Annotated in this window: 19 protein-coding genes; 11 read left to right on the top strand and 8 right to left on the bottom strand. The window is 60.2% G+C overall.

The window, feature by feature from the left end:
* Nucleotides 1-32: 32 nt before the first annotated feature.
* Complete coding sequence (locus BLU25_RS00810; RefSeq protein WP_016780454.1) at nucleotides 33-701, bottom strand: DUF3313 domain-containing protein; 669 nt, start codon at nucleotides 699-701, stop codon at nucleotides 33-35.
* Between the two features lie 338 nt (nucleotides 702-1,039).
* On the opposite strand from BLU25_RS00810, the gene ccoN reads away from it, so the two are divergent.
* From ccoN to tal, 3 genes are all read left to right on the top strand, one after another.
* Nucleotides 1,040-2,467 carry a cytochrome-c oxidase, cbb3-type subunit I gene (gene ccoN, locus BLU25_RS00805; RefSeq protein ID WP_020467784.1) on the top strand — a complete coding sequence of 476 codons (1,428 nt, stop codon included), beginning with the start codon at nucleotides 1,040-1,042 and terminating at the stop codon, nucleotides 2,465-2,467.
* Nucleotides 2,468-2,523: 56 nt separating this feature from the next.
* A complete protein-coding gene (locus tag BLU25_RS00800) occupies nucleotides 2,524-2,754 on the top strand; it encodes a hypothetical protein (protein WP_016780452.1) in 231 nt (76 codons plus the stop codon).
* A 155-nt stretch (nucleotides 2,755-2,909) separates the two neighbouring features.
* Nucleotides 2,910-3,833: a transaldolase gene (gene tal, locus BLU25_RS00795; RefSeq protein ID WP_016780451.1), complete on the top strand. Its 924-nt coding sequence runs from the start codon at nucleotides 2,910-2,912 to the stop codon at nucleotides 3,831-3,833.
* Nucleotides 3,834-3,975: 142 nt separating this feature from the next.
* Here tal and rfaD read toward each other — a convergent pair whose 3' ends face one another.
* The 6 genes from rfaD to BLU25_RS00765 form a co-directional block, all read right to left on the bottom strand.
* Nucleotides 3,976-4,974, bottom strand: a complete 999-nt coding sequence (rfaD, locus tag BLU25_RS00790) for an ADP-glyceromanno-heptose 6-epimerase (protein WP_016780450.1) — start codon at nucleotides 4,972-4,974, stop codon at nucleotides 3,976-3,978.
* Between the two features lie 70 nt (nucleotides 4,975-5,044).
* Nucleotides 5,045-5,821 carry a class I SAM-dependent methyltransferase gene (locus BLU25_RS00785; RefSeq protein ID WP_016780449.1) on the bottom strand — a complete coding sequence of 259 codons (777 nt, stop codon included), beginning with the start codon at nucleotides 5,819-5,821 and terminating at the stop codon, nucleotides 5,045-5,047.
* Nucleotides 5,822-5,888: 67 nt separating this feature from the next.
* Nucleotides 5,889-8,333: a TonB-dependent siderophore receptor gene (locus BLU25_RS00780; RefSeq protein ID WP_083369468.1), complete on the bottom strand. Its 2,445-nt coding sequence runs from the start codon at nucleotides 8,331-8,333 to the stop codon at nucleotides 5,889-5,891.
* Between the two features lie 273 nt (nucleotides 8,334-8,606).
* Nucleotides 8,607-9,590: a FecR domain-containing protein gene (locus BLU25_RS00775; RefSeq protein ID WP_016780448.1), complete on the bottom strand. Its 984-nt coding sequence runs from the start codon at nucleotides 9,588-9,590 to the stop codon at nucleotides 8,607-8,609.
* Nucleotides 9,587-10,111 (bottom strand): sigma-70 family RNA polymerase sigma factor, encoded by a 525-nt coding sequence (locus BLU25_RS00770; RefSeq protein WP_016780447.1) that lies wholly within the window; start codon nucleotides 10,109-10,111, stop codon nucleotides 9,587-9,589. Before BLU25_RS00770 ends, BLU25_RS00775 begins: the two co-directional genes overlap by 4 nt.
* Before the next feature lie 149 nt (nucleotides 10,112-10,260).
* A complete protein-coding gene (locus BLU25_RS00765; RefSeq protein WP_016780446.1) occupies nucleotides 10,261-11,538 on the bottom strand; it encodes a serine/threonine transporter in 1,278 nt (425 codons plus the stop codon).
* 228 nt (nucleotides 11,539-11,766) lie between these two features.
* On the opposite strand from BLU25_RS00765, the gene BLU25_RS00760 reads away from it, so the two are divergent.
* The 7 genes from BLU25_RS00760 to BLU25_RS00730 all read left to right on the top strand — a co-directional run bounded on the left by BLU25_RS00760 (nucleotide 11,767) and on the right by BLU25_RS00730 (nucleotide 20,600).
* The gene (locus BLU25_RS00760; protein WP_016780445.1) at nucleotides 11,767-12,297 is read left to right on the top strand and encodes a DUF4946 domain-containing protein; all 531 of its coding nucleotides are present in this window, start codon (nucleotides 11,767-11,769) and stop codon (nucleotides 12,295-12,297) included.
* A 102-nt stretch (nucleotides 12,298-12,399) separates the two neighbouring features.
* Entirely contained in the window at nucleotides 12,400-12,846 is a 447-nt protein-coding gene (locus tag BLU25_RS00755) for a DUF411 domain-containing protein (RefSeq protein WP_083369467.1), read from the top strand.
* A 590-nt stretch (nucleotides 12,847-13,436) separates the two neighbouring features.
* Nucleotides 13,437-15,008, top strand: a complete 1,572-nt coding sequence (gene glgA, locus BLU25_RS00750; protein ID WP_016780443.1) for a glycogen synthase GlgA — start codon at nucleotides 13,437-13,439, stop codon at nucleotides 15,006-15,008.
* 61 nt (nucleotides 15,009-15,069) lie between these two features.
* Complete coding sequence (gene malQ / locus BLU25_RS00745; RefSeq protein WP_016780442.1) at nucleotides 15,070-17,151, top strand: 4-alpha-glucanotransferase; 2,082 nt, start codon at nucleotides 15,070-15,072, stop codon at nucleotides 17,149-17,151.
* 26 nt (nucleotides 17,152-17,177) lie between these two features.
* Nucleotides 17,178-17,405 (top strand): DUF2934 domain-containing protein, encoded by a 228-nt coding sequence (locus BLU25_RS00740; protein WP_016780441.1) that lies wholly within the window; start codon nucleotides 17,178-17,180, stop codon nucleotides 17,403-17,405.
* A 143-nt stretch (nucleotides 17,406-17,548) separates the two neighbouring features.
* Nucleotides 17,549-19,702: a glycogen debranching protein GlgX gene (gene glgX / locus BLU25_RS00735; RefSeq protein ID WP_016780440.1), complete on the top strand. Its 2,154-nt coding sequence runs from the start codon at nucleotides 17,549-17,551 to the stop codon at nucleotides 19,700-19,702.
* Nucleotides 19,703-19,796: 94 nt separating this feature from the next.
* Complete coding sequence (locus BLU25_RS00730; RefSeq protein ID WP_016780439.1) at nucleotides 19,797-20,600, top strand: endonuclease/exonuclease/phosphatase family protein; 804 nt, start codon at nucleotides 19,797-19,799, stop codon at nucleotides 20,598-20,600.
* A gap of 128 nt (nucleotides 20,601-20,728) precedes the next feature.
* Here BLU25_RS00730 and glgB read toward each other — a convergent pair whose 3' ends face one another.
* Nucleotides 20,729-22,948 (bottom strand): 1,4-alpha-glucan branching protein GlgB, encoded by a 2,220-nt coding sequence (gene glgB / locus BLU25_RS00725; protein WP_016780438.1) that lies wholly within the window; start codon nucleotides 22,946-22,948, stop codon nucleotides 20,729-20,731.
* Between the two features lie 283 nt (nucleotides 22,949-23,231).
* Between glgB and BLU25_RS23520 the strand changes: the two genes are divergently transcribed.
* Complete coding sequence (locus BLU25_RS23520) at nucleotides 23,232-23,378, top strand: hypothetical protein (RefSeq protein ID WP_016780437.1); 147 nt, start codon at nucleotides 23,232-23,234, stop codon at nucleotides 23,376-23,378.
* Nucleotides 23,379-23,397: the final 19 nt, after the last annotated feature.

Below are 23,397 nucleotides of genomic sequence, written 5' to 3'. Positions count from 1 at the left end.
TATCCGGGGTCTGGCGGCTACACCGGGTACCCTTACTTGTTGAGCTTCAAATAAGACTGGTGCAAGTCCGAGGCCCAGGTATCAATCACGTTTTTCACGTCATCGGCCTTCATTGCCTGGCTGGCATTGGCCAATGGCTTGCCGGTGCCCTTGCGCACTACCTGGGCCACTACATCCTGGCTTTTCCCGTCGATAAACACCGCCTCGGTGGCCAGTTGGGTTTCCTGGTCGCGAATCCCCGACGCGGTGCTCACTGCCGCCGCTACCAGTGCTACCGGAATGTATTCATACGGCGCCAGGCTTTCGGTCTCGCTGCTCACTGCGGTGATGGCCGCACGCACCACAATCACGCCCGGCCCCGGGGCACTGGCCAATGGCAATGATTTGCTCAGCTCACGCTTGAGCGCCTGGTCGTAGTATTGGGTGATGCCATTGAGGGTGCTTTGCGGGATTTTTTCGGTTGGCTTGGGCGCCGGGTACAGCTGGGTCGGTTCGATATAGACGCTGGTGTACTGTTTTGGCTTCAGTTTGGGATCGACCCAGCGCATCACCTCAGCGCCAGAAGGCGACTTGGCCTCTTTGAGGCGGCTGTAATCCTTTAAAAAACCGGAATATTCATCCGGCTGCTGGACCTTGCTCGCACAACCGACCATCCCGATTGATGCGATGCACAACGTACCGATCATTAAGCCAAGCTTCATTCTGTAGCTCCTGTAGGGGGCGCAGCCGTAGGAACGCGCCCCTATAGGTATAGCCAAGCATAGAATAATCACCGCAGAACCCGGTTTTATCCGACGATGATTGTGATCGAATACTCAATACATATCGGCATGAGCCTTACAGCTCAGTTATAGATGGTGATTATAAAACACTCGAAAACCAGATCAGATTGATCAAAATACGCCTGAACCTGCGCAAATTTGTGCGCCGTATTAATTCTTGTTTTCTGCATCTGTTTTGTTTTTGCCCCACTTCCTAAAGTTCACCCTGCGCCAGACCACGAGGCCTGGCAGGACTTTGAACCGTGGAAGACTTGAGCATGAGCACAGCACTGAACGGGCAGGCCTATAACTATAAGGTCGTCCGCCAATTCGCCATCATGACCGTAGTGTGGGGCGTAGTCGGCATGGCCATGGGCGTGTGGATCGCCTCACAACTGGCCTGGCCACAGATGAACCTCGACCTGCCCTGGACCACCTTCGGCCGCCTGCGACCGTTGCACACCAGCCTGGTGATTTTCGGCTTTGCCGGCAGCGCGCAATTTGCCGCCAGCTATTACGCCGTACAACGTACCTGCGGGGTACGGCTGTACTCGGACAAACTCGCGGCCTTTACTTTCTGGGGCTGGCAGTCGGTGATCGTGATCATGCTGGTCACCCTGCCCCTGGGCTACACCACCACCAAGGAATACGCCGAAATCGAGTTTACCGGCGCTGTCTGGCTGACCGTGGTGTGGGTGGCCTACGCCATCGTGTTTTTCACCACCGTGGTGCAACGCAAGACAAAGCATATCTATGTCGGCAACTGGTTTTTCGGCGCCTTTATCCTGGTGATCGCCATGCTCCATGTGGTCAACCACCTGGCGATCCCCGTGGACTGGTTCAAGTCATACCCGGTGTATGCCGGCGCCACCGATGCCATGGTGCAGTGGTGGTACGGGCATAACGCCGTCGGCTTCTTCCTGACTACGGGCTTTCTGGGGATGATGTACTACTTCGTGCCCAAACAAGTCGGCAAGCCGATTTACTCTTATCGCCTGTCCATCGTACATTTTTGGGCACTGATCACCCTGTATATCTGGGCCGGCCCCCACCACTTGCACTACACCGCGCTGCCGGACTGGGCCCAGTCCTTGGGCATGGCGATGTCGATCATCCTGCTGGCCCCCAGCTGGGGCGGCATGATCAACGGCATGATGACCCTTTCGGGCGCCTGGCATAAATTGCGCACCGACCCGATCCTGCGGTTTCTGGTGCTGTCGCTGGCGTTCTACGGCATGTCGACCTTTGAAGGCCCGATGATGGCGATCAAGACCGTTAACGCCCTCTCCCACTACACCGACTGGACCATCGGCCACGTTCACGCCGGGGCCCTGGGCTGGGTGGCGATGATCACCTTCGGCGCGCTGTACCACATGATCCCGAAAATCTTCGGCCGCGAGCAGATGTACAGCACCCCGCTGATCAACCTGCACTTCTGGCTGGCCACCATTGGCACCGTGCTTTATATCGCCTCGATGTGGGTCAACGGCATCACCCAGGGCCTGATGTGGCGCGCAATCAACGATGACGGCACGCTGACCTACTCGTTTGTGGAGTCACTGCAGGCCAGCCACCCTGGCTTCGTCGTGCGCCTGGTGGGCGGTGTGTTTTTCCTCTGCGGCATGCTGCTTATGGCCTACAACGTCTGGCGCACGGTGCGCGTAGGCAACCTCAAACAGGCCGAACTGACTGCCCGGATCGCCTGAGCCCCCTGCAACGCAGGCCAAGGGCCTGCGTTGCCTTTGCGCAAGGAGCCTTGCCCATGCTCGACCTCGCCCTCAACAGCGCCGCCGTGATCAGCCTGTACTTCGCGGTGGGCTGGTGCCTGAAGCACAAAACCGCAAAGGATATCGACGAAGCCAGCCTGATGCCCTTTGCCGACGACCCGGAAGTGGCGCGCCGGGTCGAACTGGCCACCGGCAAAACCGTCAATGCCGTGCAGACTGCCGAGCCAGAGCCGCCCAAGCCGGGTTGGGGCAAGCTGGAACTGTAAAATCGGGAGAATGGCACTGCGACAGATTAAATCCGCACCATTAGTTGCACTGGGAACGCATTCAGCGGCATTCTGCCACTCTGGGTTCAACGAACTATTGATCGATAACGCACTCAATCTGTACTGCCATTAATACCTTTCCGACAGAGACGCTCATGACTTCCAAGCTGGAACAACTCAAGCAGTTCACCACCGTGGTCGCAGACACCGGCGACCTCGACGCGATTACCCGCCTCAAACCCGTGGATGCAACCACCAACCCGTCGCTGCTGCTCAAGGCTGCAGCGATGCCCGGCTACGCAGAACTGCTGCAAAACGCCATTAGCCACGCCAAAGGCGATGTAGGCCAGGCCTGCGACCACTTCGCGGTCTCCGTGGGTAGCGGTATCTTGAACGTGATTCCGGGGCGCATTTCCACTGAAGTCGACGCCCGCCTGTCGTTCGACGAACCGGCCCTGCTGCAAAAAGCCCACCAGTTGATCGAGCTTTACGACAAGGCCGGCGTAGGCCGCGACCGCGTGCTGATCAAGCTGGCATCGACCTGGGAAGGCATTCGCGCGGCCGAGAAGCTGGAAAAGGACGGCATTCAAACCAACCTGACCCTGCTGTTCTCGTTTGCCCAGGCAGCTGCCTGTGCCGATGCCGGAGTGTTCCTGATCTCGCCGTTCGTGGGCCGGATCTACGACTGGTACAAGAAGTCCACCGGTATTGATTATGTAGGCTCCGATGATCCGGGCGTGCAGTCCGTTACCCGCATCTACAACTACTACAAAGCCAATGGCTACAACACCGTGGTGATGGGTGCGAGCTTCCGCAACCTTAACCAGATCGAGCAACTGGCCGGTTGCGACCGCCTGACCATCAGCCCCGACCTGCTGGAAAAACTGGCACTGGACGACGGCAAGCTGGAGCGCAAACTGGCCCCTGGCCACAAAGGCGAGCCACGCCTGAGCCTCAACGAAGCGCAATTCCGCTGGGCCTCCAACGAAGATGCAATGGCCACCGAAAAACTGGCCGAAGGCATTCGCCAGTTCGCCCGTGACCAGGAAAAACTGGAAGCACTATTGTCAGCTAAATAACTTCATCCTGTGGGAGCGGGCTTGCTCGCGATGCAGGCGGCGCGGTGTTTCAGTTGAACCGCGTCGATGCCATCGCGAGCAAGCCCGCTCCCACAAAGTAAACATGTGCTCACAGATCCCGCCCCCAAACAGGTCGACCGTATCAGCGGTCACAGCGGCCAAGCAACTGTGCGCAATAGCGCTGCACGCCCTCCTCCAGCCCCAGCATCGGCTCGCGATAACCCGCCTCACGCAACTGGCCGAGATCAGCGCAGGTGTACACCTGGTACTTGTGCTTGAGCCCCTCGGGGAACTCGCAATACCGCAACACACCGTCCAGCAAGGCCGTTTCCAGGGTCAGGGGGGGGCGATCCTCGGCACAGCGCACGCTGTTGATGGTCGCCAGCGCCAGATCATTGAATGACCGCGCCTGCCCCGTGCCCAGGTTGAAAATGCCGCTGGTCTGCGGGTGGTCCAGCCAGTGCAGATTGACCTTGACCACATCCTCCACCGAAACAAAATCGCGCTCATGCCCGCCCGCCGGGTAACCCCCGTACTCACCAAACAGCTCGACATGGCCACGCTCCCGGTACTGGTTGAAACAGTGCCAGACCATCGACGCCATACGCCCTTTATGCTGCTCGCGCGGGCCATACACATTGAAGTAGCGCAAGCCGACGATCTGGCTGCGCGCCCTGGGCAGCAACTGACGGACCCGCTGGTCGAAGAGAAATTTTGAATACGCATACACGTTCAACGGCCGCTCGCATTCGCGGGCTTCGCGAAAGTCCCGCCCAGCCCCGTACACCGCCGCCGAAGAGGCATACAGCAAGGGTACGGTCTGCTGCACACAGGCTTGAAGCACATCGCAGCTGTAACGGTAGTTGTTGTCCATCATCAGCCGCCCATCGCTTTCGACCGTGCTGGAACACGCCCCCTGATGGAACACGGCGCGTACATCGCCCAGTTGATGGGTAGCAAAACGCTGTACGAATTCGCGCTTGTCGAAGTAATCGGCGATATCGCAGTCCGCCAGGTTACGGCACTTGTCGCCGTCAGTCAGGTCGTCGACGGCGATGATGTCGCGCTCGCCGCGCCGGTTAAGCGCCTTCACCAGATTGCTGCCGATAAACCCGGCAGCCCCGGTCACGATGATGCTCATCTGTGGCAACCTCCTGGAACATGGATGGAGCTCAGGCTATGCCTGTGCAAGTCAGGCGCATTGATGCAGGTCAAGGCTCCTTGCGGGTGACAAATGCCGATGTGACATACGGCACGCTGACGGTGGCACCGTGATTCAACACACTGTGCGAGGCGACAAAAGCCGTCAGTTGCTGTTCCAGCCGATCACGCTCGGCCGGTGCCAGCGCCGAGATAAAACTGGTCGAACGCACCCGATTGAAGATCACGTCCTCTACCGGTCCGTCGTGGGAATGGCTCAACTGCTGCTCGCGCAAAGGGCCAAAGCCCGGATGAGGAAATGCCTGACGCCATGCGCCGGTATAAAAGCGCGGCGCATCGCCTTCCCACTGATTGACCAGCGCATCCAGTTGCGCCACCCACGGCACACTGGCATCGCGCAGGTTCCAGATCAGCCCCAGTTGCCCACCTGGCTTGAGCACGCGATACATCTCGGTCAGCGCGGCAGAGGTGGCAAACCAGTGAAAAGCTTGCGCGCACACCACCACATCGACACTGGCATCGGCCAGGGGTATGGCCTGGGCGGTGCCTTGATGGGTTTCGACTTCGGGGTAGCTGCCCGAGAGCTTGTCGAGCATGGCCTGCACCGGCTCTACCACAATCACCCGCGCGCCCGTCTGCAACAGGCGCGTGGTGAACTTGCCGGTACCGGCGCCGACTTCAAGCACGGTTTGCCCGGGGCCCAGGCCAAGGGTTTCGCACAGCCATGCAGTTACACCCGCCGGGTAATCCGGGCGCCCGCGCACATAGGTGTCGGCGCCTTGCTTGTAACCGTCTGCTGCTGCCTGATGGATGGTGGGATCGCTCATTGCCAGCCTCCGTTTTCGTGGTTTTTAACCATAGCCGACGCAGGGCAAACGCGAGATGAAAACCTCGTCAGAAACGGTACTTCATACCCAGCATCAGGTTGCGCGGGTCACCGTAGTAATAAGTCGAGTAGAGGCCGTAACCGCTGAGGTACTCACGATCGAAGACGTTGTTCAGATTGACCGACGCACTGAGGTTTTTACTGATGTCATAGCGGGCCATCAGGCCGACCACGGCAAAGCTGCCCTCCTTGGCCTCGGTCTTGATCGAGGAATCCAGCTCGCTGTAGGTCGAGCCCTGCCAGGTCAGGTTGCCGCCCACGTTGAGGTCTTTGAGGTCGCCGGTCAATTGATAGCTGGTGGCCAGTTTGAACAATTGCTCCGGGTGGTTGCTGTTGATCCGCTTGCCGTCCTTGTCCCGTGGCTGGGCGTAGGTGTAGCCCGCCAGCAATTGCCAGCCGGTCATGATTTCACCGGATATTTCGGCCTCCAAACCCTTGGTTTTGGTTCCGCTGATTGCCTTGTAGGCATCCTGGCCGTCATCGCGTACACCATCGTATTCGGCGTAGTTGTCCTGCTTGATCATGAACAGGGCGAAACTGGTGTTCAGCGCACCGCCGAAATACTCGGACTTCAGACCGGCCTCATAACTTTGGCCGGTCATCGGCGGCAGAACCTTGTCGTCGCGGTCGAAGTAGCTTTGCGGGGTGAAGATATCCGTATAGCTGGCATAGACCGAGTGGTTTTCGCTCAAGTCGTAGACGATCCCGGCATAAGGAATCATCTTCCCGGTTTTTTTGCTGTTATCCGTGGTTGGCACAGTTTGCGCCGCGTTATAGGTCATTGTGCCCTTGCGATCGTAGTCCACCACCCTGGTTCCAAGGATGATCGACAGATCGTCTACAGGTTTAAGGCGCAATGCTGCGTAGGCTGCCGACTCTTTGGTCGTGTACTTTTGCTTCAAGCCCTGGCTCAAATCTGTAGGGCGCGGCGCGTCGTTGTTCCAGTTCTGGTAATTGACGGTCAGGTCATCGGCATTCATCGCCAGATAGTCCGTGCGCCGGTCACTGACGTTCATCCCCACCACCAGATCATGGGTACGTCCCAACAACTCAAACGGCCCGGTTGCATAGGCGTCCAGCGTGTCGGTATTGATCTTGAAGGTTTTGGTCCCGCTCATAAACTGCGCTTCGCCGGTGGCCTTGTCCGGGAAAGGCCCCCAGCCCACAAGGTTGCCCTGCAACTGCTCGGTGTTGCCCTTCCAGTGGCTGGCCTCGACCTTGAGCAGCCAGTCGTTGGCAAACCGCTGTTCAACACCGGCGAAGTACTTGGTGCTTTCACTGTCGGCATAGGCCCACTTGGCTGCGGGATTCATCGAGCGCTTGAAGTGGGTGCGGCTGCCGTCGCTGTAATACAGCGGCAACTGGCCAAAACTTGAGCCGTTGGAATTGATCCGCTGGTAGTCGATACCGGCGTAAAGAGTGGTGTCGTCGGTCAAATCCGCTTCGCCGATACCGTAGAACACGTCCTTGGTCGAGGAATAGCGATCGATAAAGGAGCGGCCATCTTCGTGGGCGGCCACCACACGCCCGCGCAGTGCAGCGTTTTCCGTCAGCGGCCCGGACACGTCCAGCTCACTGCGATAGCGGTCCCATGAGCCGCCGCTGCCCGATATATATCCCTGAAATTCCTTGGTCGGGCGTTTTCGCACCAGATTCACCGCCCCCGACGGGCTACCCACACCGCTCATCAAACCGGTGGCACCGCGCACCACCTCTACGCGATCGTAAATGGCCATGTCGCGCATGCCCAGGCCGTTGGTATTGGTGGTGAAGTCCGAGGTCGGTACGCCGTCGTACTGGAAGTTATCGAGGGTGAAACCCCGTGAGTAAAAGTTGTAGCGCTCGCTGTCGTCATGCACCACGGTGATACCGGGCGTTTGCGACAATACCTGAGCGATACTGCCCAAGCCCTGGTCAGTCATTTGCTGACGGGTAATGACCGTGACCGATTGCGGCGTTTCGCGCAGCGAAAGCGGCAATTTGGTTGCTGTACTGGTTTCACCCGTGGTGTAGGAGTGACTACCCTCAGTGGTGCTGCCCAACGCCATACCCGTGACGCTGGTAGCTTGCAGTTGCAACTGCCCCTGCGCATTGCCGGAGGTCAGCGAGTACAGGGTCCAGACTCCGCCGGCGCCTTCGGTGGCGGTCAAGCCGCTGCCCCTGAGCAGTTGCTGCAAGCCCTGAGCCACCTCAAAACTGCCCTTGAGAGCTGACGCCTGCTTGTCTTGCACCAGCGCCGGATCATAAGGCAGGGAGATATTGGCCTGCTGGGCGAAGCGGTTCAGTGCATCCTGCAGATTGCTGGCGGGTACATCGAAGCTGCGCTGGACGCTCAAGGGCGCAGCGCTGACCTGCGCCAATGGCTGCACGACGGAGCCCAGCAAAACGATATGCAAGGCAATGGCCAGGCGGCTGCGGGGAGGCAATGAAGGGATGGGAAAAACACGGGACATTGGCGCGGGGCTCCTGCAATGGATAAGTCTTATGCCTATCTGTCGAAGGCCAGCCGAAAACCCGCAAAGAAATGTGATAATTATTCGTATTTGTAACTGCGCAAAACCTCGTAGCAGCTGCCATAGGAACGAGGCTGCGTTCGGCGTGATGCGGCACCCCGACGTAGTCGTCGCAAAATCAGATTCTGCGGTGTATCAGTTAAACCCGACTATGAGGTTTTACGACGGCTTCGCCGCCGAACGCAGCCTCGTTCCTTCGGCAGCTGCTACGGTTTAAGCTTGCACAATCCGCGTCCAGAACCGTGTCCGGCGCTCAACACGTACCGCCAGTGACTGGCTCAACCCGTCCAGCGCGTGGTCAATGCGGTCGAGTTGAAACACCCCGGAAACCCGTAATTGAGCGACCGCCGGATCGCACTGCAACCAGCCGTGGCGATAGCGCGCCAGCTCTTGCACGAGATCCTGCAGGCGCATCTGCCTGGCCACCAGCACACCGCTGACCCAGCCATTAGCATTAAACACAGACGCCGGCTGCAACTGCGCCGAGCCCGGCTCGATCAGGTACTCGCTGCCCGCCTGTACCAGCACTGGCCGGGCATCGGGCAAGTGAATCGCTACTACGCCCTCCTCGACCATCAATCGAGTACGCCCCGACTCCTGACGGACATCGAATGCGGTGCCAATAGCCTGCAACCGCGCCTCGCGGGTGTGTACCCAAAACGGCCGGCGCCCGCTGGCAGCGGCAGGGTCCAAACCCGTGCGGACAAAAATCTCGCCATCGCGCAATACGATCAGGCGCTGTTGCTCCGTGAACAGCACGTCAGCAGCACTGTCGGTATTGAGCTGCAATCGCGTGCCATCGAGCAGGTTGAAGGAGCGTCGTTCCCCCACGCCTGTCGCATAGTCTGCGCCAAAGCTACGCCAGGGCTGCTGTTGCAGCAGCAGGCCCCCCGCTCCCGACCCCAGCATGCCCAACCCCAGTACCTTGAGGGCCTGGCGCCGTGAACGCAGGCGGCCACTGCCGGCCAAGGTGTCCAGGGCCACGCGCCCGGGCAGCGCCGAAGCCTGGCGCAAGGTGCTCTCGGTCATTTGCAGGGCTTGCCAGGCAGCTTCATGGCTGGCGTCGGCGGCGCGCCATTGCTCACACGCCGCAAACACCTGCGGCGGTGCTGCACCGGACCGGGTTTTGACCAGCCAGTCAATCGCCTGGTCCAGCACATGGGGGGCAAATTCAGGCGGTGACGAACCCGCGCTCACAGGGCCTGACGCGCCAAAAAACAATGGCGGATGGCTGTGGCCATGTACTTTTCCACCGAGCTGACGCTAACGCCCAGGCGCTCGGCGATGGCCTGATAGCCAAGGCCTTCAAGGCGCGAGAGCAAAAAGGCAGTGCGCACATTGGGCTTCAGGCCATCGAGCAACGCATCAATTCGGGTCAGGGTTTCAAGCAGGATCAAGCGTTCTTCCGGGGCAGGCATCTGCTGCTCGGGCAGGTGCGCCAACGCTTGCAGGTAGGCCTGTTCGACCTTGTGCCGACGAAAGCGGTCTATCAACAGGCCCTTGGCAATGCTGCTCAGCCAGGCCCGCGGCTCGCGCAAGTGCGTCACCTGCTCAGGCTTGCCCAGCACATAAAGAAAGGTGTCCTGGGCCAGGTCGGCGGCATTGTCGGTATCGCGCAGGCGCCGGCGCAGCCAGTTGACCAGCCAGCCATGATGATCGCTGTAAAGGCCATGCACGTCTGCGTGCAGCAGCGGTGGGTTCGGCGGGGATGGCGACACGGGAACCCTCGGGACGTGCGGTCAGCACACTGCGAATAGGAATGGGTCGCAATCATATTCGCAGTACTGGCCAGACTCAAGCCCTGGACGGCTTGCGCGGGTCAATCATTGCCCTGTCGCCGCCAGGACGGCGGCGACAGGGGCATGCATCAAGGGATCAGCGAATACACCAGCGAGGAGATCGCGATCAGGCCGATCACCGTCACGAACACGTTGGAGATCTGCCCCGAGTACTGGCGCATGGCCGGTACCCGACGGATCGCATACATCGGCATCAGGAACAGGATGGCGGCAATCACCGGCCCGCCCAGGGTTTCGATCATGACCAGGATGCTCGGGTTAAGCGTGGCCACGGCCCAGCACACCACCAGCATGAAGGCGGCCGTCATGCGGTCGAGGCTTTTCGTACCCGGGCGTTTGCCGGTTTTCAGTACCAGGCCTTTAAGGCCTTCGCTGGCGCCGATGTAGTGGCCCAGGAAGGACTTGGCAATGGCCACGAATGCAATCAATGGCGCGGCAAAGGCGATGGTCGGGTTGCTGAAGTGGTTGGCCAGGTAGGACAGGATCGACAGGTTCTGCGCCTTGGCCTCGGCCAGTTGCTCTGGCGACAGGGTCAGCACGCAACTGAACACGAAGAACAGCACCATCACCACCATCAGCAGGTGGGCGCGGGACAGGATCTGCGAGCTGCGCTCATCGGCGTTGGCACCGTAGCGGCGCTTTTGATCAACGGCGAAGGCCGAGATGATCGGCGAGTGGTTAAAGGAAAACACCATCACCGGAATCGCCAGCCACAGGGTATGCAGCAACACTGAAGGTGCAGGCAGCGTGGTCGCGGTACTGAGGATGCCGCCGTTCCAGTGCGGAATCAAAAACACCGCCAAAAACAGCAATGCCACGATAAACGGGTAGACCAGCATGCTCATGGCCTTGACGATCACCTGCTCGCCGCAACGCACCACAATCAGCAGGCCCAGGATCAGCACCAGCGACAGGATCGCCCGTGGTGGCGGGGTGATATGCATCTGGTTGAGCATAAAGCTGCCGACCGTGTTGGTCAGCGCTACGCTGTAGATCAGCAGGATCGGGAAGATGGCCAGGAAGTACAGCAGGGTAATCACTGCACCGGCGCGCAGGCCGAAATGTTCTTCAACCACGTCAGTGATATCTGAACCTTCGCGGCCGGAGAGTACGAAGCGGGTCAGGCCACGGTGGGCATAAAAGGTCATCGGGAACGCCAGCAGCGCCAGGATCAGTAGCGGCCAGAAGCCGCCGAGCCCTGCGTTGATTGGCAAAAACAAGGTACCTGCGCCAATCGCTGTGCCGAACAGGCCCAGCATCCAGGTGGTGTCATGACGGTTCCAGCGAGTGAGGGTCGCTGGTGTCTCGTCGAAGCGTTCGTCGACGCTGTTAGCCTGGTCATTCATCCGGTCGAATCTCCGCTAGCCGGTCGTTACCACGCAGCCGGGGCGGACAAGAAACACCTTGCTGACATCGCCCCGGCCATAAGAGGGGCGCGATTGTCCGGGATTAGACATAAGAAGCAAAGGTTTAGCTGAGCAATGGTTGAAATTGATGTCACGCTGCAAAGCAATACTTCGACACCTATTGATACACTATTGCAATCCATTTATCGCTCAAAAGGCCCGAGACCCATGCATTTTGCCCGACGTTTCCCTGTTTTTATCGGCTTGTGCCTGCTGGCTGCCGTGCCCGTGGCCAGCGCCGACGGTCTGATGATCACCTGGCCCGGTGGCTGGGAAGTTCAGGCCGTACCGCCCGCGCCTGACGACAGCAGCGTGCGCCAGCGAGCGGTGAAGAACGACGCCAGCGGCGACCCGCAAATGGTCATGGAACTGACCCAGTCGACCCTGGCCCCCGAGCACAAGGTCAATATGGACGCGGTGTTGCTGCAAATGCGCAAGACCCTGCAGCAAAACTTCGCCAAGGGTGGCTACCAGAGCGCCTGCAACAAGATCCATGACAGTACCCTGGGTGGCCTCAAGGCCCTGCAGACCACCTGCAAGATCACCCAGAACGGTAACCACGTCATCACCCAGACGTTAGTGGCCGCCACCCAGGGCAACAATGCCTACGCCCTGTCCTACGCCGGCCCCGCAGAGGGCTACAAGGCCAACGAAGCCCAGGTCAATGGCATTCGCGCCAGCTTGCGCCTGACCCCTTGAACGGGCTCCCGGCGCCCCAACCTGACAGCTTTGTCATCTTGTGATCATCTGCCTGACAGCCCCTGGCGCTCAGGCTGAGGCTTTTTCGTAAAGAGGTACACGATGAAAACACCATTGCGCCTTGCCGCTCTGTCGGCACTGTTATTGACCTCGCTGGCACAAGCAGCTGAGCAGCTGACCATTGACGTACACCGCGATGCCAATTGTGGCTGCTGCAAAGCCTGGATTTCCCACCTTGAAACCAATGGTTTCAAGGTCAATGACCATGTAGAGGATGATATGAGCAGCGTCAAGCAACGCCTTGGCGTGCAGCCACGGCTGGCTTCCTGCCATACCGGCGTGATCAACGGCAAATTCGTTGAAGGTCATGTACCTGCAGAGCAAGTGGTTGCCCTGACCCAGCGCAACGACCTCAAGGGCATCGCCGTACCCGGCATGCCAATGGGTTCGCCGGGCATGGAAATGGGTGATCGCAAGGACGCCTATCAGGTGATCGGCCTGGGCAACGACGGCAAGGACCAGGTGATTGCCGAATACCCTGGCCATTGAGAGGTCAAGGGCGAGCGCACCAAACCGGTGCGCTCGCCCTGTTTTTTGGCATAACCGAAAATCCACATCCACATCCACATCCACATCCACATCCCCGTAGCAGCTGACGAGCGGAGCGAGGCTGCGTTCGGTGCGATGCAGCACCACGACATAGCCGCCGCAAAATCAGACGCCTCGGTGTATCAGTTAAACCCGGCTCCCAGGGTTTACGGCCACTACGCAGCCGGACGCAGCCTCGCTCCGCTCGTCAGCTGCTACGAAACTGAAGCACTGTTCGTGTTAGATATTTTTCCTACAAGGCAATTCTCATTGTCTTACAAAAATTCATTGCCTTTACCTAGCACCTTGACCCATCTCTCCTACACTCAACGCTGTCGCGTCTACGGCGTGTAATTGTCGTATTTGAATAATCAAATCTTATTTGCCCGTGGTAGGTCCACTCAAGACCCGGTTGCCGCAGTTGGTGCATTCCTTGCAATGCCCTAATCATCTTTTGAGCATGTTTGTCACGGATGACAGGGCCGATCAGCAATTGGAGGCGTACCCGCCAGTGGCCGTTGGCAGATCAATAAATACAACGGGAGAGATTCATGATCAGTGCTGCTGCGCCACATCAAGAACAACGTCTGACCCCGCAAGTTGTGAATGAGCTTATTTCACTGCCCGAGCTGGCCCCTGCAGGGAGGCCCGCGCTGGCGGTGATCAACGCCAATCCCAACAAAAAGAAGGTGCTGTTTGTCACCTCGGAACTGGCCGACCTGGTGAAAACCGGTGGCCTGGGCGATGTGTCGGCCGCACTGCCGCGGGCCATGCGTCACTTGCATGATGTGCGCGTGCTGATCCCCGGTTACCCGCAAGTGCTCAACAGCGACAACCCGATCCATATCATCGGCGAACTGGGCGGCCATGCTGCCCTGCCCGCTTGCAAGATCGGGCGCATGGACTTGAAAGACGGCCTGGTCATCTATGTGCTGATTTGCCCCGAACTTTATGAGCGCGAAGGCACCCCCTACGGCGCCAACAATGGCCGCGACTGGCCCGACAACCATATTCGCTTCGCACGCCTGGGCCTGGCCGCTGCCGATATGGCTGCCAACCTGGCGCAAATCCACTGGCAGCCCGATCTGGTCCACGCCCACGACTGGCCTGCCGGTCTGACCCCCGCCTATATGCACTGGCGCGGCCAACGCACGCCAACGCTGTTTACCATCCATAACCTGGCCTACCAGGGCGTATTCAGCCGTGCCTGCTGCCCGGAGCTGGGCATCCCTCACCACGCCCTGCAACAGGACGGCATGGAATTCTACGGCAAATTGTCGTTTCTCAAGGCCGGGATGGCTTACTCCAGCCATATCACTACGGTCAGCGCCACCTACGCCACCGAAATCACCACCCCGGCCTTTGGCTGCGGGCTGGACGGCTTTTTGGCCAGCAAAACCCAGCAAGGCCTGCTCAGCGGCATCCCCAATGGCATCGATGAAAGCTGGGAAGCCACCACCGACCCGCACCTGGTGGCCCCGTTCGCCATCGGCGACTGGGACGCCCGCGCCATCAACACGGCCCATGTGCGCAACCTGTTCGGCCTCAAGCCGTCCAAGGGGCCGCTGTTTGCCGTGGTTTCGCGCCTTGTGTACCAGAAAGGCCTGGACCTGACCGAAGCCGTGGCGGCCTTTATCGTCGCGTCGGGCGGGCAGATTTGCATCATCGGCCGCGGCGAGCCCGAAGAAGAACAGGCCATGCGTGAACTGGCACTGCGTTTCCCGGGTCAGATCGGTGTACGCATCGGTTTCAATGAAACCGATGCGCGACGCATGTTCGCAGGCAGCGACTTTTTGCTGATGCCCTCGCGCTACGAACCCTGCGGGTTGAGCCAGATGTATGCACAACGCTTCGGCTCGCTGCCGGTGGCCCGCAACACCGGCGGCCTGGCCGACACCATCGAGAATGGCGTGACCGGGTTTCTGTTCGACGAGTCCACCGTGGCCAGCTATGAAGAAGCACTCAAGCGTGCCTTCAAGGTGTTCAGCTACCCCAAACTGCTCAATGCCATGCGCTGCCGCGCAATGGCCGCTCCATTCAACTGGTGCCAGGCCGTAGAACCCTATGCCGAGCTGTATGAACAACTGGTTGCCAAGTCATTGCTCCGCGCCGTAAAGCCATGAGCCATGCAACCTGCGGATCTGTCTGACGTTCGATCATTTATCGCCAGCAAGGGAACCGCCAATGAGTGAAGCGCAACTAGAAGTACTCGCCGGCCGAGCCGGGCTGGCCGTTGACTGGATTGATGCCAACGGCCAGCCGCAACGCGTCACGCCCCAGGTACTGGAAGCCATTCTGGCGGGGCTGGGTTTGCCTGCCGACAGTGCCGAGGCCATCGAAACCAGCCTGCTCAACCTGCAGCTGGAACAACAGAACAAACGTCTGCCGCCCCTGCTGACGGCTGATGTCGGCAAGGCGCTGGACCTGTCACGCTATTTCCACCCCCATCGCCAGTGCGTCGTTCACCTGGAGAACGGTGAATCACTGCCAATCCAGCTGGATGCCGACGCCATGCTGCCGGGCATGATCCCCATCGGTTATCACCGGGTGCATCTGGACGATCAGCAATTCACCCTGGCCGTGGCCCCGGCCAGGTGCTTCAGCATTGCCGACGCCCTGCATCAATCGGCACCGCGGGCCTGGGGGCTGAGCGTGCAACTGTATTCGCTGCGCCGTCATGGCGATGGCGGCTTTGGCGACACCCGGGCCCTGGAAACCCTGCTGCAAGGGGTGGCAGAACGGGGGGCCGATGCTTTGGCCATCAGCCCTGTACACGCCATGTTCAGCAGCGCGCCCAAGCACTACAGCCCGTACTCTCCGTCCAGCCGCCTGTTCCTCAACAGCCTGTATGCCGCACCGGCCAGTATCCTCGGCGAGGAGGCGCTGCACAGGGCCATCGAGGCCACAGGCTTGCAAGACGAGTTGCAGCGCCTGGAACAGCTGCCGCTGATCGATTGGCCCGCGGCCACCCGGGCCAGGCAGACCCTGCTGCGCCAGCTCTACCAGGACTTCATCCGCCAAGCGCATCCGCTTGACGCTGACTTCCAGCATTTTCGCCAACGGGGTGGCGAAGCCCTGGAAAATCACTGCCGCTTTGAAGCCCTGCAGGAACTCTGCGTGGCAGAGCAACACAGCCTCGACTGGCGCGACTGGCCCGAACAATGGCGCAACCCGGACAGCCCGGCGCTACTGCAGTTTGCCGAGGAGCATCGCCAGACCATCGCCTATTACGCTTTTTGCCAATGGTTGATCACCAGTTGCCTGGAGCGCGCCCAGGCCACGGCCCGCGCCAGTGGCATGGCCATCGGCCTGATTGCCGATCTGGCGGTGGGTGCCGATGGCGCTGGCAGCCAGGCCTGGTGCCGTCAGGACGAATTACTCGCGCAACTGACCGTTGGTGCGCCACCCGATGCCCTCAACCGCGCAGGCCAGGGCTGGGGCATTTCTGCGTTCTCGCCTGAAGGCCTCAAACGCAGCGGTTTTCGCGCGTTTATTGAAATGCTGCGCGCCAACTTTGCCCACGCCGGTGGCCTGCGCATCGACCATGTGCTGGGCTTGCAGCGCTTGTGGGTGATCCCCCTGGGGGCATCGCCCGACCAAGGCGCGTACCTGTATTACCCCATCGATGACTTGCTGCGTCTGGTCTGCCTGGAGTCCGTGCGCCATCAGGCCATCGTCCTCGGTGAAGACCTCGGTACGGTGCCGGAAGGCCTGCGGGAAAAGCTCAGCGAACGGGCGATCCTGGGCATTCGCGTACTGCTGTTCGAGCAGGACTACGGTGCCCGCTTCAAACCCATTCTGGACTGGCCGGATGATGCCCTGGCCACCACCAGCACCCACGACCTGCCAACACTCACCGGCTGGCTGCGCGCGCGTGATATCGACTGGAACGAACGCCTCAACCTGATCGACCCGATTGCCGCGCAACGCTGGCGCGAGGAGCGCCAGCGAGAATGTGAAGGGCTGGATCGGGCCCTGCGCCTGGACCCGCAGAATTTTCAGGAAGAAGTCCAGGGCAACGCCCCGACACTGGACGCCAGCATCCGTTTTCTGGGGCACACCCGTGCGCCCCTGGTGCTGCTGCCGATCGAGGATGCCCTGGGGCTTGAGGAACAAGCCAATGTGCCTGGCACCGTCAGTGGCCACCCCAACTGGTGCCGAAGGCTGCCGGGCGATTGCAGCCTGTTGCTGGACGCCATCGATGCCACGCAACGCTTCGAGTTACTGGCTTGCGCCCGCCTGCAAGCCCACGAACGAGACCGCTAACTCACCCAAGAGCAAGGAGCTTTACCATGAGTAATGACGACAAACACATTCGTGAATTTGCCTATCAGATCTGGGAATCCGAGGGCCGTCCGCAGGGCCAGGAGGCCCGCCACTGGGAAATGGCTCACAAACTGGCCCAGGCGCAAGCCCTGGCCCCCTCCAAGGCGCCGGCAAAGGCCACCAAGGCCAAGGCCGCAGCAAAACCTGCTGGCGAGAAAAAACCCCGGGCACCGCGCAAGCCTGCCTCGTCTTGAGTAGCCGCCACCCCCTGTGGGAGCGGGCTTGCCCGCGATTGGATCAACCCGGCCAACCTGATGTGCCGAGGTGTCTTGATCGCAGGCAAGCCAGCTCCCACGGGCCATCTACGTCTTAAATTCCGGTTGTGCAGGAGCAGGTCATGAGTAAACACACGTCAGCACCGCCCACTGGCGACCCCTTGCGCATCCGCGAAGGGCTGCCCTTCCCCCTCGGTGCCACCTGGGATGGCCTGGGCGTCAATTTCGCCCTGTTCTCGGCCAACGCCAGCAAAGTCGAACTGTGCCTGTTCGACGCGGCGGGTGAAGTCGAACTGGAACGGATCGAACTGCCCGAGTACACCGACGAAACCTTTCATGGTTATTTGCCCGATGCCCACCCGGGGCAGGTCTACGGTTACCGCGTCTACGGCCCCTACGAGCCGGAAAACGGCCACCGCTTCAACCACCACAAATTGCTGATCGACCCCTATGCCAAGCAACTGGTGGGTGAGCTGAAATGGTCCGAAGCCTTGTTTGGCTACACCATCGGCCACCCCGATGCCGACCTGAGTTTCGATGAACGGGACAGCGCGCCCTTCGTGCCCAAGTGCAAGGTCGTCGACCCGGCGCACACCTGGGGCCATGACCGCCGACTGAGCGTGCCGTGGGAGCGCACCATCTTCTATGAAGCCCATGTGCGCGGTATCAGCATGCGCCACCCGGCCGTGCCGGATGCGCTGCGCGGCACCTTTGCCGGTTTGATGGTGGACGAGGTGGTCGAGCACATCACCGACCTTGGCGTGACCAGTGTCGAACTGCTGCCGGTGCATGCCTTCGTCAACGACCAGCACCTGCTGCAAAAAGGCATGACCAACTATTGGGGCTACAACAGCATCGCCTTTTTCGCCCCGGACCCGCGCTACCTGGCCAGCGGCAAGATTGCCGAGTTCAAGGAAACGGTGGCGCACCTGCACAAGGCCGGGCTGGAGGTGATTCTGGATGTGGTTTACAACCACACCGCCGAAGGCAACGAGCAAGGTCCCACCCTGTCCATGCGCGGCATCGACAACGCCTCGTACTACCGCCTGATGCCCGATGACAAACGCTATTACATCAACGACTCCGGCACCGGCAACACCCTCGACCTGAGCCACCCGTGCGTCTTGCAGATGGTCACCGACTCGCTGCGCTACTGGGCGCGCGAAATGCACGTCGACGGTTTCCGCTTCGACCTGGCGACCATCCTCGGGCGTTACCACGACGGCTTCAACGAGCGTCACAGCTTTCTGGTGGCCTGCCGCCAGGACCCCCTGCTGCGCCAGGTAAAAATGATCGCCGAACCCTGGGACTGTGGCCCCGGCGGCTATCAAGTCGGCGGTTTCCCGCCCGGCTGGGCAGAGTGGAACGACCGCTTTCGCGACACCGTGCGCGCCTTCTGGAAGGGCGACGAAGGCAAGCTGGCTGAATTTGCCGGGCGCATGACCGGCTCGGCCGACCTGTTCAACCAGCGAGGCCGCAGGCCCTATAGCTCGGTCAACTTCATTACCGCCCATGACGGCTTCACCCTGCACGACCTGGTGTCCTACAACGACAAGCACAACGAAGCCAACGAGGAAAACAACCAGGACGGCAGCAACAACAATATTTCCTGGAACCACGGCGTCGAAGGCCCTACTGACGATCCCGAAATCAACGCCTTGCGCCAGCGCCAGATGCGCAATTTCATGGCCACCCTGTTCCTGGCCCAGGGCACACCGATGCTGGTGGCGGGCGACGAGTTCGCCCGCACCCAGCACGGCAATAACAACGCCTATTGCCAGGACAGCGAAATCGGCTGGATCAACTGGGAACTGGACAAGGCCGGCAAATCCCTGCAGGCCTTTGTCAAACGTCTGATCAAGTTGCGCCTGCAGTACCCGATCCTGCGGCGTGGCCTGTTCCTGGTCGGTCACTCTGTCGACACGCCCGAGTTCAAGGACGTGACCTGGCTGGCCCCCGACGGCAACGAGATGACCACCGAGCAGTGGGAAGACGCCCAGGCCCGCTGCATGGGCATGCTGCTCGATGGCCGCGCGCAAGTGTCCGGAGTGCAGCGCGCCGGTGCTGACGCCACGTTGCTGATCGTGGTCAATGCCAACCACGACCCGGTCAGTTTCACCCTGCCCAAAGTGCCCCACGGCATCAGTTGGTCATGCAGGCTCGACACCACCGACCCGAGCATCAAGGGCCCGCAGCACCTGCCCTTCAACAAGCCCTACGAGGTTACCGGGCGCTCGCTGGTGTTGTTCGAGCTGCAACACACCGAGGTGTCGTAGAAGTATTGATAAACATCAAGTGCACCCCCATAAAAAGCGGCAAGCTGTTGTTTGAGCTTGCCGCTTTGAAACTGCCCCTGACAGAGGAGTGACCATGCCCACTGAATATGCTGTCGGCAACCCACTTTTATCTGCCACCCCGGCAACAGCGCCTGCCGTGCATCAAATCAAGGTACTGACGGTCAATACGCACAAGGGCTTTACCGCCTTTAACCGCCGCTTCATCCTGCCCGAGCTGCGCGAAGCGGTGCGCAGTACCGGTGCCGATCTGGTGTTTTTGCAGGAGGTGCTTGGCGAGCACGGTAAACACGCCTCGCGCTACGAAGACTGGCCTGCCACCTCACAATATGAATTCCTCGCGGACAGCATGTGGAGCGACTTTGCCTACGGGCAGAATGCCGTTTACCCCGATGGTCATCACGGCAATGCCTTGCTGTCCAAGTTCCCGATCAAGGCCTCGCGCAATCTCGATGTGTCGATCACCGGGCCTGAACGGCGCGGCCTGCTGCACTGCGTGCTGGACGTGCCCGGGCATGACAATGTACATGCCATTTGCGTGCACTTGAGCCTGCTGGAAAGCCATCGTCAGCTACAGATTGTGTTGCTTAACCAGTTGCTCAAATCCTTGCCGCCCCATGAGCCGGTGATCATTGCCGGTGATTTCAACGACTGGAAGCAGCAAGGCAATGCCGCCCTGCGCCAGCGCGACGACCTGCATGAAGTGTTTGAGCGCCATCATGGCAAGGTGGCGAAAACCTACCCGGCCCGCTGGCCGGTGTTGCGCCTGGACCGCATCTACCTGCGCAATGCCAGCAGCCATGACCCCAAGATCCTCGGCGACAAACCGTGGAGCCATTTATCGGATCATTTGCCGTTGGCGGTTGAGGTGCATTTGTAATACAGGGGAAGCCCGCCATGCCCTCACCCTCTCCCGAGGGAGAGGGAGCTGATGGGTGGTGTTCTTGAGTCCGCGTGCGGCCAGTCCCCTCTCCCTTCGGGAGAGGCTTAGGGAGAGGGGCTTTGGCTTTACCCTGTCACTGGCCGCAATATCAACACCCCCAGCGGCGGCAGGTTCAAGGCCAGCGATACATCCTGGCCGTGGCTGGTAACCTGCTGGGTCACCACCCCACCGCCGTTGCCATAGTCAGAACCGGCATAGATGGCCGAGTCACTGTTGATCACCTCCTGCCAGGTGCCAGCAAACGGCACGCCAATGCGATACCCCTCACGCGGTACCGGGGTAAAGTTGGTGACCACCAGCAAGGGCTGGCCATCCTTGCTCCAGCGCAGCCAGGCATAAACGCTGTTGGCCGCATCATCGCCAATCAACCATTGGAAGCCCTGCGGTACATCATCCTGCTCATACAGCGCAGGCTGCTCGCGGTACAACCGGTTCAAGTCACCCACCAGTTTCTGCACGCCCCGGTGCTCGGGGTATTGCAGCAAATACCAGTCCAGCTGCTGATCATGGTTCCATTCGCGCCACTGGCCGAATTCGCAGCCCATAAACAGCAATTTCTTGCCCGGATGCGCCCACATAAAGCTCAAATAGGCACGCAGGTTGGCGAATTTCTGCCAGCGATCTCCGGGCATCTTGTCGATCAGCGAGTGCTTGCCATGCACCACTTCATCATGGGAAATCGGCAGGATAAAGCGCTCGGTCCAGGCATAGACCAAGCCAAAGCTCAGCTCGTTGTGATGGTGGGCGCGGTACACCGGGTCTTGCTGGATGTAGTGCAGCGAATCGTGCATCCAGCCCATGTTCCATTTGTAGGAAAACCCCAGCCCGCCCTGATCGGTGCTCTGGCTGACGCCGGGCCAGGCCGTGGACTCTTCGGCAATCACCAGTGCGCCCGGCACTTCGCAGGCAACCACATCGTTGAGATGGCGCAAAAACTCGATGGCTTCGAGGTTTTCCCGCCCGCCATGACGGTTGGGCACCCATTCCCCGGCCTTGCGCGAATAATCGCGGTACAGCATCGAGGCCACCGCATCCACGCGCAGCCCGTCGATATGGAAATGCTTGAGCCAGTGCAGCGCCGAAGCCAGCATAAAGCCATGCACCTCAGTGCGGCCCAGGTTGTAAATCAGGGTATTCCAGTCCTGATGAAAGCCTTCAAGCGGGTTGGCGTATTCGTACAGCGCCGTGCCATCAAACTGCGCCAGCCCGTGGGTATCGTTGGGGAAATGCGCCGGCACCCAGTCCAGAATCACGCCGATACCGGCCATGTGACAGGCATTGACGAACGCGGCAAAATCATCTGGCGAGCCATAACGGGCCGTCGGCGCAAATTGCGACAGGGGCTGATAACCCCAGGAACCACCGAACGGGTGCTCCATGATCGGCATCAGCTCGATATGGGTGAAGCCCAGTTGCTGCACATAAGGGATCAGGCGCTCGGCCAGCTCCGGCCAGGTGTACTGGCGGGCGATATCACCGACATCATCGACCTCACATTGCCATGAGCCTGCATGCAACTCATAGATCGACAGCGGCGCATCATGGCGCTGGCGCTGCTCACGGGCTTGCATCCACTCGCCGTCCTGCCAGTCAATGGCCAGGGGCGCGGCAACCCTGGACGCGGTATCCGGCGGCAACTGCGTGGCCAGGGCCACGGGGTCGGCCTTGAGCGGCAAGATGCCGTTGGCGCCGAGGATTTCATACTTGTAGGCCTCGCCCGCTTGCAGGCGCGGCACAAATAGCTCCCATACGCCGTTGGCATGGCGCAGGCGCATGGGGTGGCGACGGCCGTCCCAGCCGTTGAAATCACCCACCACCGAGACGCGCCGCGCATTCGGCGCCCACACGGCAAAGCGCACCCCCGGTACGCCATCGACATGCATCAATTGCGCCCCGAAGCAGCTACTTAAATCGCGGTGATTGCCTTCGGCAAACAGATACAGATCCATCTCACCCAGCAGCGGGCCAAAGCTGTAGGGATCTTCGCTGGTCTGCACCGCATTGCCCCAATCAACCTGCAGCAAGTACGGCCGCGCCTGTGTGAAATGCCCGACAAACAGGCCGGGCACGTTTGCATCATCAAGACGGCCCAGCACCTCACCGGTATCCCTGGCCAGTACATTGACATTTGTCGCGCCGGGCAAATAAGCCCGGATAAACTGCCCGCCGCCGCCATCGGCATGTGCCCCCAGCACCGCAAACGGATCGGGGTGCTCGGCCTTGGTCAGTGCGTCGATATCCGTAGGGGCGGGTAACAGCGAGTCTTTACCTTTACCAGTATCCATGCTCGAACTCATGCTGCTCTCCGTCCGGTAAAGGTTGTGTATGCATGTGCATACTTTTCAGTCATCGACTTGGCCTATGTCCTACAATCCACAGTACCCACCAAGACTAGCTGTTGTGGGGCTCCCCGTGAGGGCTAATTGCCCTTGGTTTATGCAAAACACATGCAAAGATTGCGGCACCCACAGCGTTTTGCGCCGTCGGTCACATCAGCGGAATCAAACCTGCCCACGGCGGGTCAACCACCCGACAGCCCTCACATCCCGCCACCATGAGGTCATCGTGATGAGCATCCCCATTGCCCCTGAAACCCCCGACCCCAATATCGACAAGCCAGCCTTGCCACCCGTTCCCCCGGCGCCGCCAGAGCAAGAGCCTGACCCGCAGCCCATCGGTGACCCGCCTTGTGAGCAAGTGCCGCGAAAGGTGTGAAGCTGGCTGGCCACGACAG

Origin of the sequence: Pseudomonas fragi, from assembly GCF_900105835.1 — a bacterium.
Lineage (GTDB): Bacteria > Pseudomonadota > Gammaproteobacteria > Pseudomonadales > Pseudomonadaceae > Aquipseudomonas > Aquipseudomonas fragi.
Note: the sequence above shows the minus strand (reverse complement) of the source record. Positions and strands in the feature narration are given on the sequence as shown.

What these genes read in the sequence shown, in the direction of transcription:
- BLU25_RS00810 (WP_016780454.1), bottom strand. Translation starts at nt 701, where the DNA reads ATGAAGCTTGGCTTAATGATCGGTACGTTGTGCATCGCATCAATCGGG.
- BLU25_RS00765 (WP_016780446.1), bottom strand. Translation starts at nt 11,538, where the DNA reads ATGAATGACCAGGCTAACAGCGTCGACGAACGCTTCGACGAGACACCA.
- BLU25_RS00755 (WP_083369467.1), top strand. Translation starts at nt 12,400, where the DNA reads ATGAAAACACCATTGCGCCTTGCCGCTCTGTCGGCACTGTTATTGACC.
- BLU25_RS00730 (WP_016780439.1), top strand. Translation starts at nt 19,797, where the DNA reads ATGCCCACTGAATATGCTGTCGGCAACCCACTTTTATCTGCCACCCCG.
- BLU25_RS00780 (WP_083369468.1), bottom strand. Translation starts at nt 8,333, where the DNA reads ATGTCCCGTGTTTTTCCCATCCCTTCATTGCCTCCCCGCAGCCGCCTG.
- ccoN (WP_020467784.1), top strand. Translation starts at nt 1,040, where the DNA reads ATGAGCACAGCACTGAACGGGCAGGCCTATAACTATAAGGTCGTCCGC.
- BLU25_RS00785 (WP_016780449.1), bottom strand. Translation starts at nt 5,821, where the DNA reads ATGAGCGATCCCACCATCCATCAGGCAGCAGCAGACGGTTACAAGCAA.
- glgX (WP_016780440.1), top strand. Translation starts at nt 17,549, where the DNA reads ATGAGTAAACACACGTCAGCACCGCCCACTGGCGACCCCTTGCGCATC.
- glgB (WP_016780438.1), bottom strand. Translation starts at nt 22,948, where the DNA reads ATGGATACTGGTAAAGGTAAAGACTCGCTGTTACCCGCCCCTACGGAT.
- rfaD (WP_016780450.1), bottom strand. Translation starts at nt 4,974, where the DNA reads ATGAGCATCATCGTGACCGGGGCTGCCGGGTTTATCGGCAGCAATCTG.
- BLU25_RS00740 (WP_016780441.1), top strand. Translation starts at nt 17,178, where the DNA reads ATGAGTAATGACGACAAACACATTCGTGAATTTGCCTATCAGATCTGG.
- BLU25_RS00760 (WP_016780445.1), top strand. Translation starts at nt 11,767, where the DNA reads ATGCATTTTGCCCGACGTTTCCCTGTTTTTATCGGCTTGTGCCTGCTG.
- BLU25_RS00800 (WP_016780452.1), top strand. Translation starts at nt 2,524, where the DNA reads ATGCTCGACCTCGCCCTCAACAGCGCCGCCGTGATCAGCCTGTACTTC.
- BLU25_RS23520 (WP_016780437.1), top strand. Translation starts at nt 23,232, where the DNA reads ATGAGCATCCCCATTGCCCCTGAAACCCCCGACCCCAATATCGACAAG.
- glgA (WP_016780443.1), top strand. Translation starts at nt 13,437, where the DNA reads ATGATCAGTGCTGCTGCGCCACATCAAGAACAACGTCTGACCCCGCAA.
- tal (WP_016780451.1), top strand. Translation starts at nt 2,910, where the DNA reads ATGACTTCCAAGCTGGAACAACTCAAGCAGTTCACCACCGTGGTCGCA.
- malQ (WP_016780442.1), top strand. Translation starts at nt 15,070, where the DNA reads ATGAGTGAAGCGCAACTAGAAGTACTCGCCGGCCGAGCCGGGCTGGCC.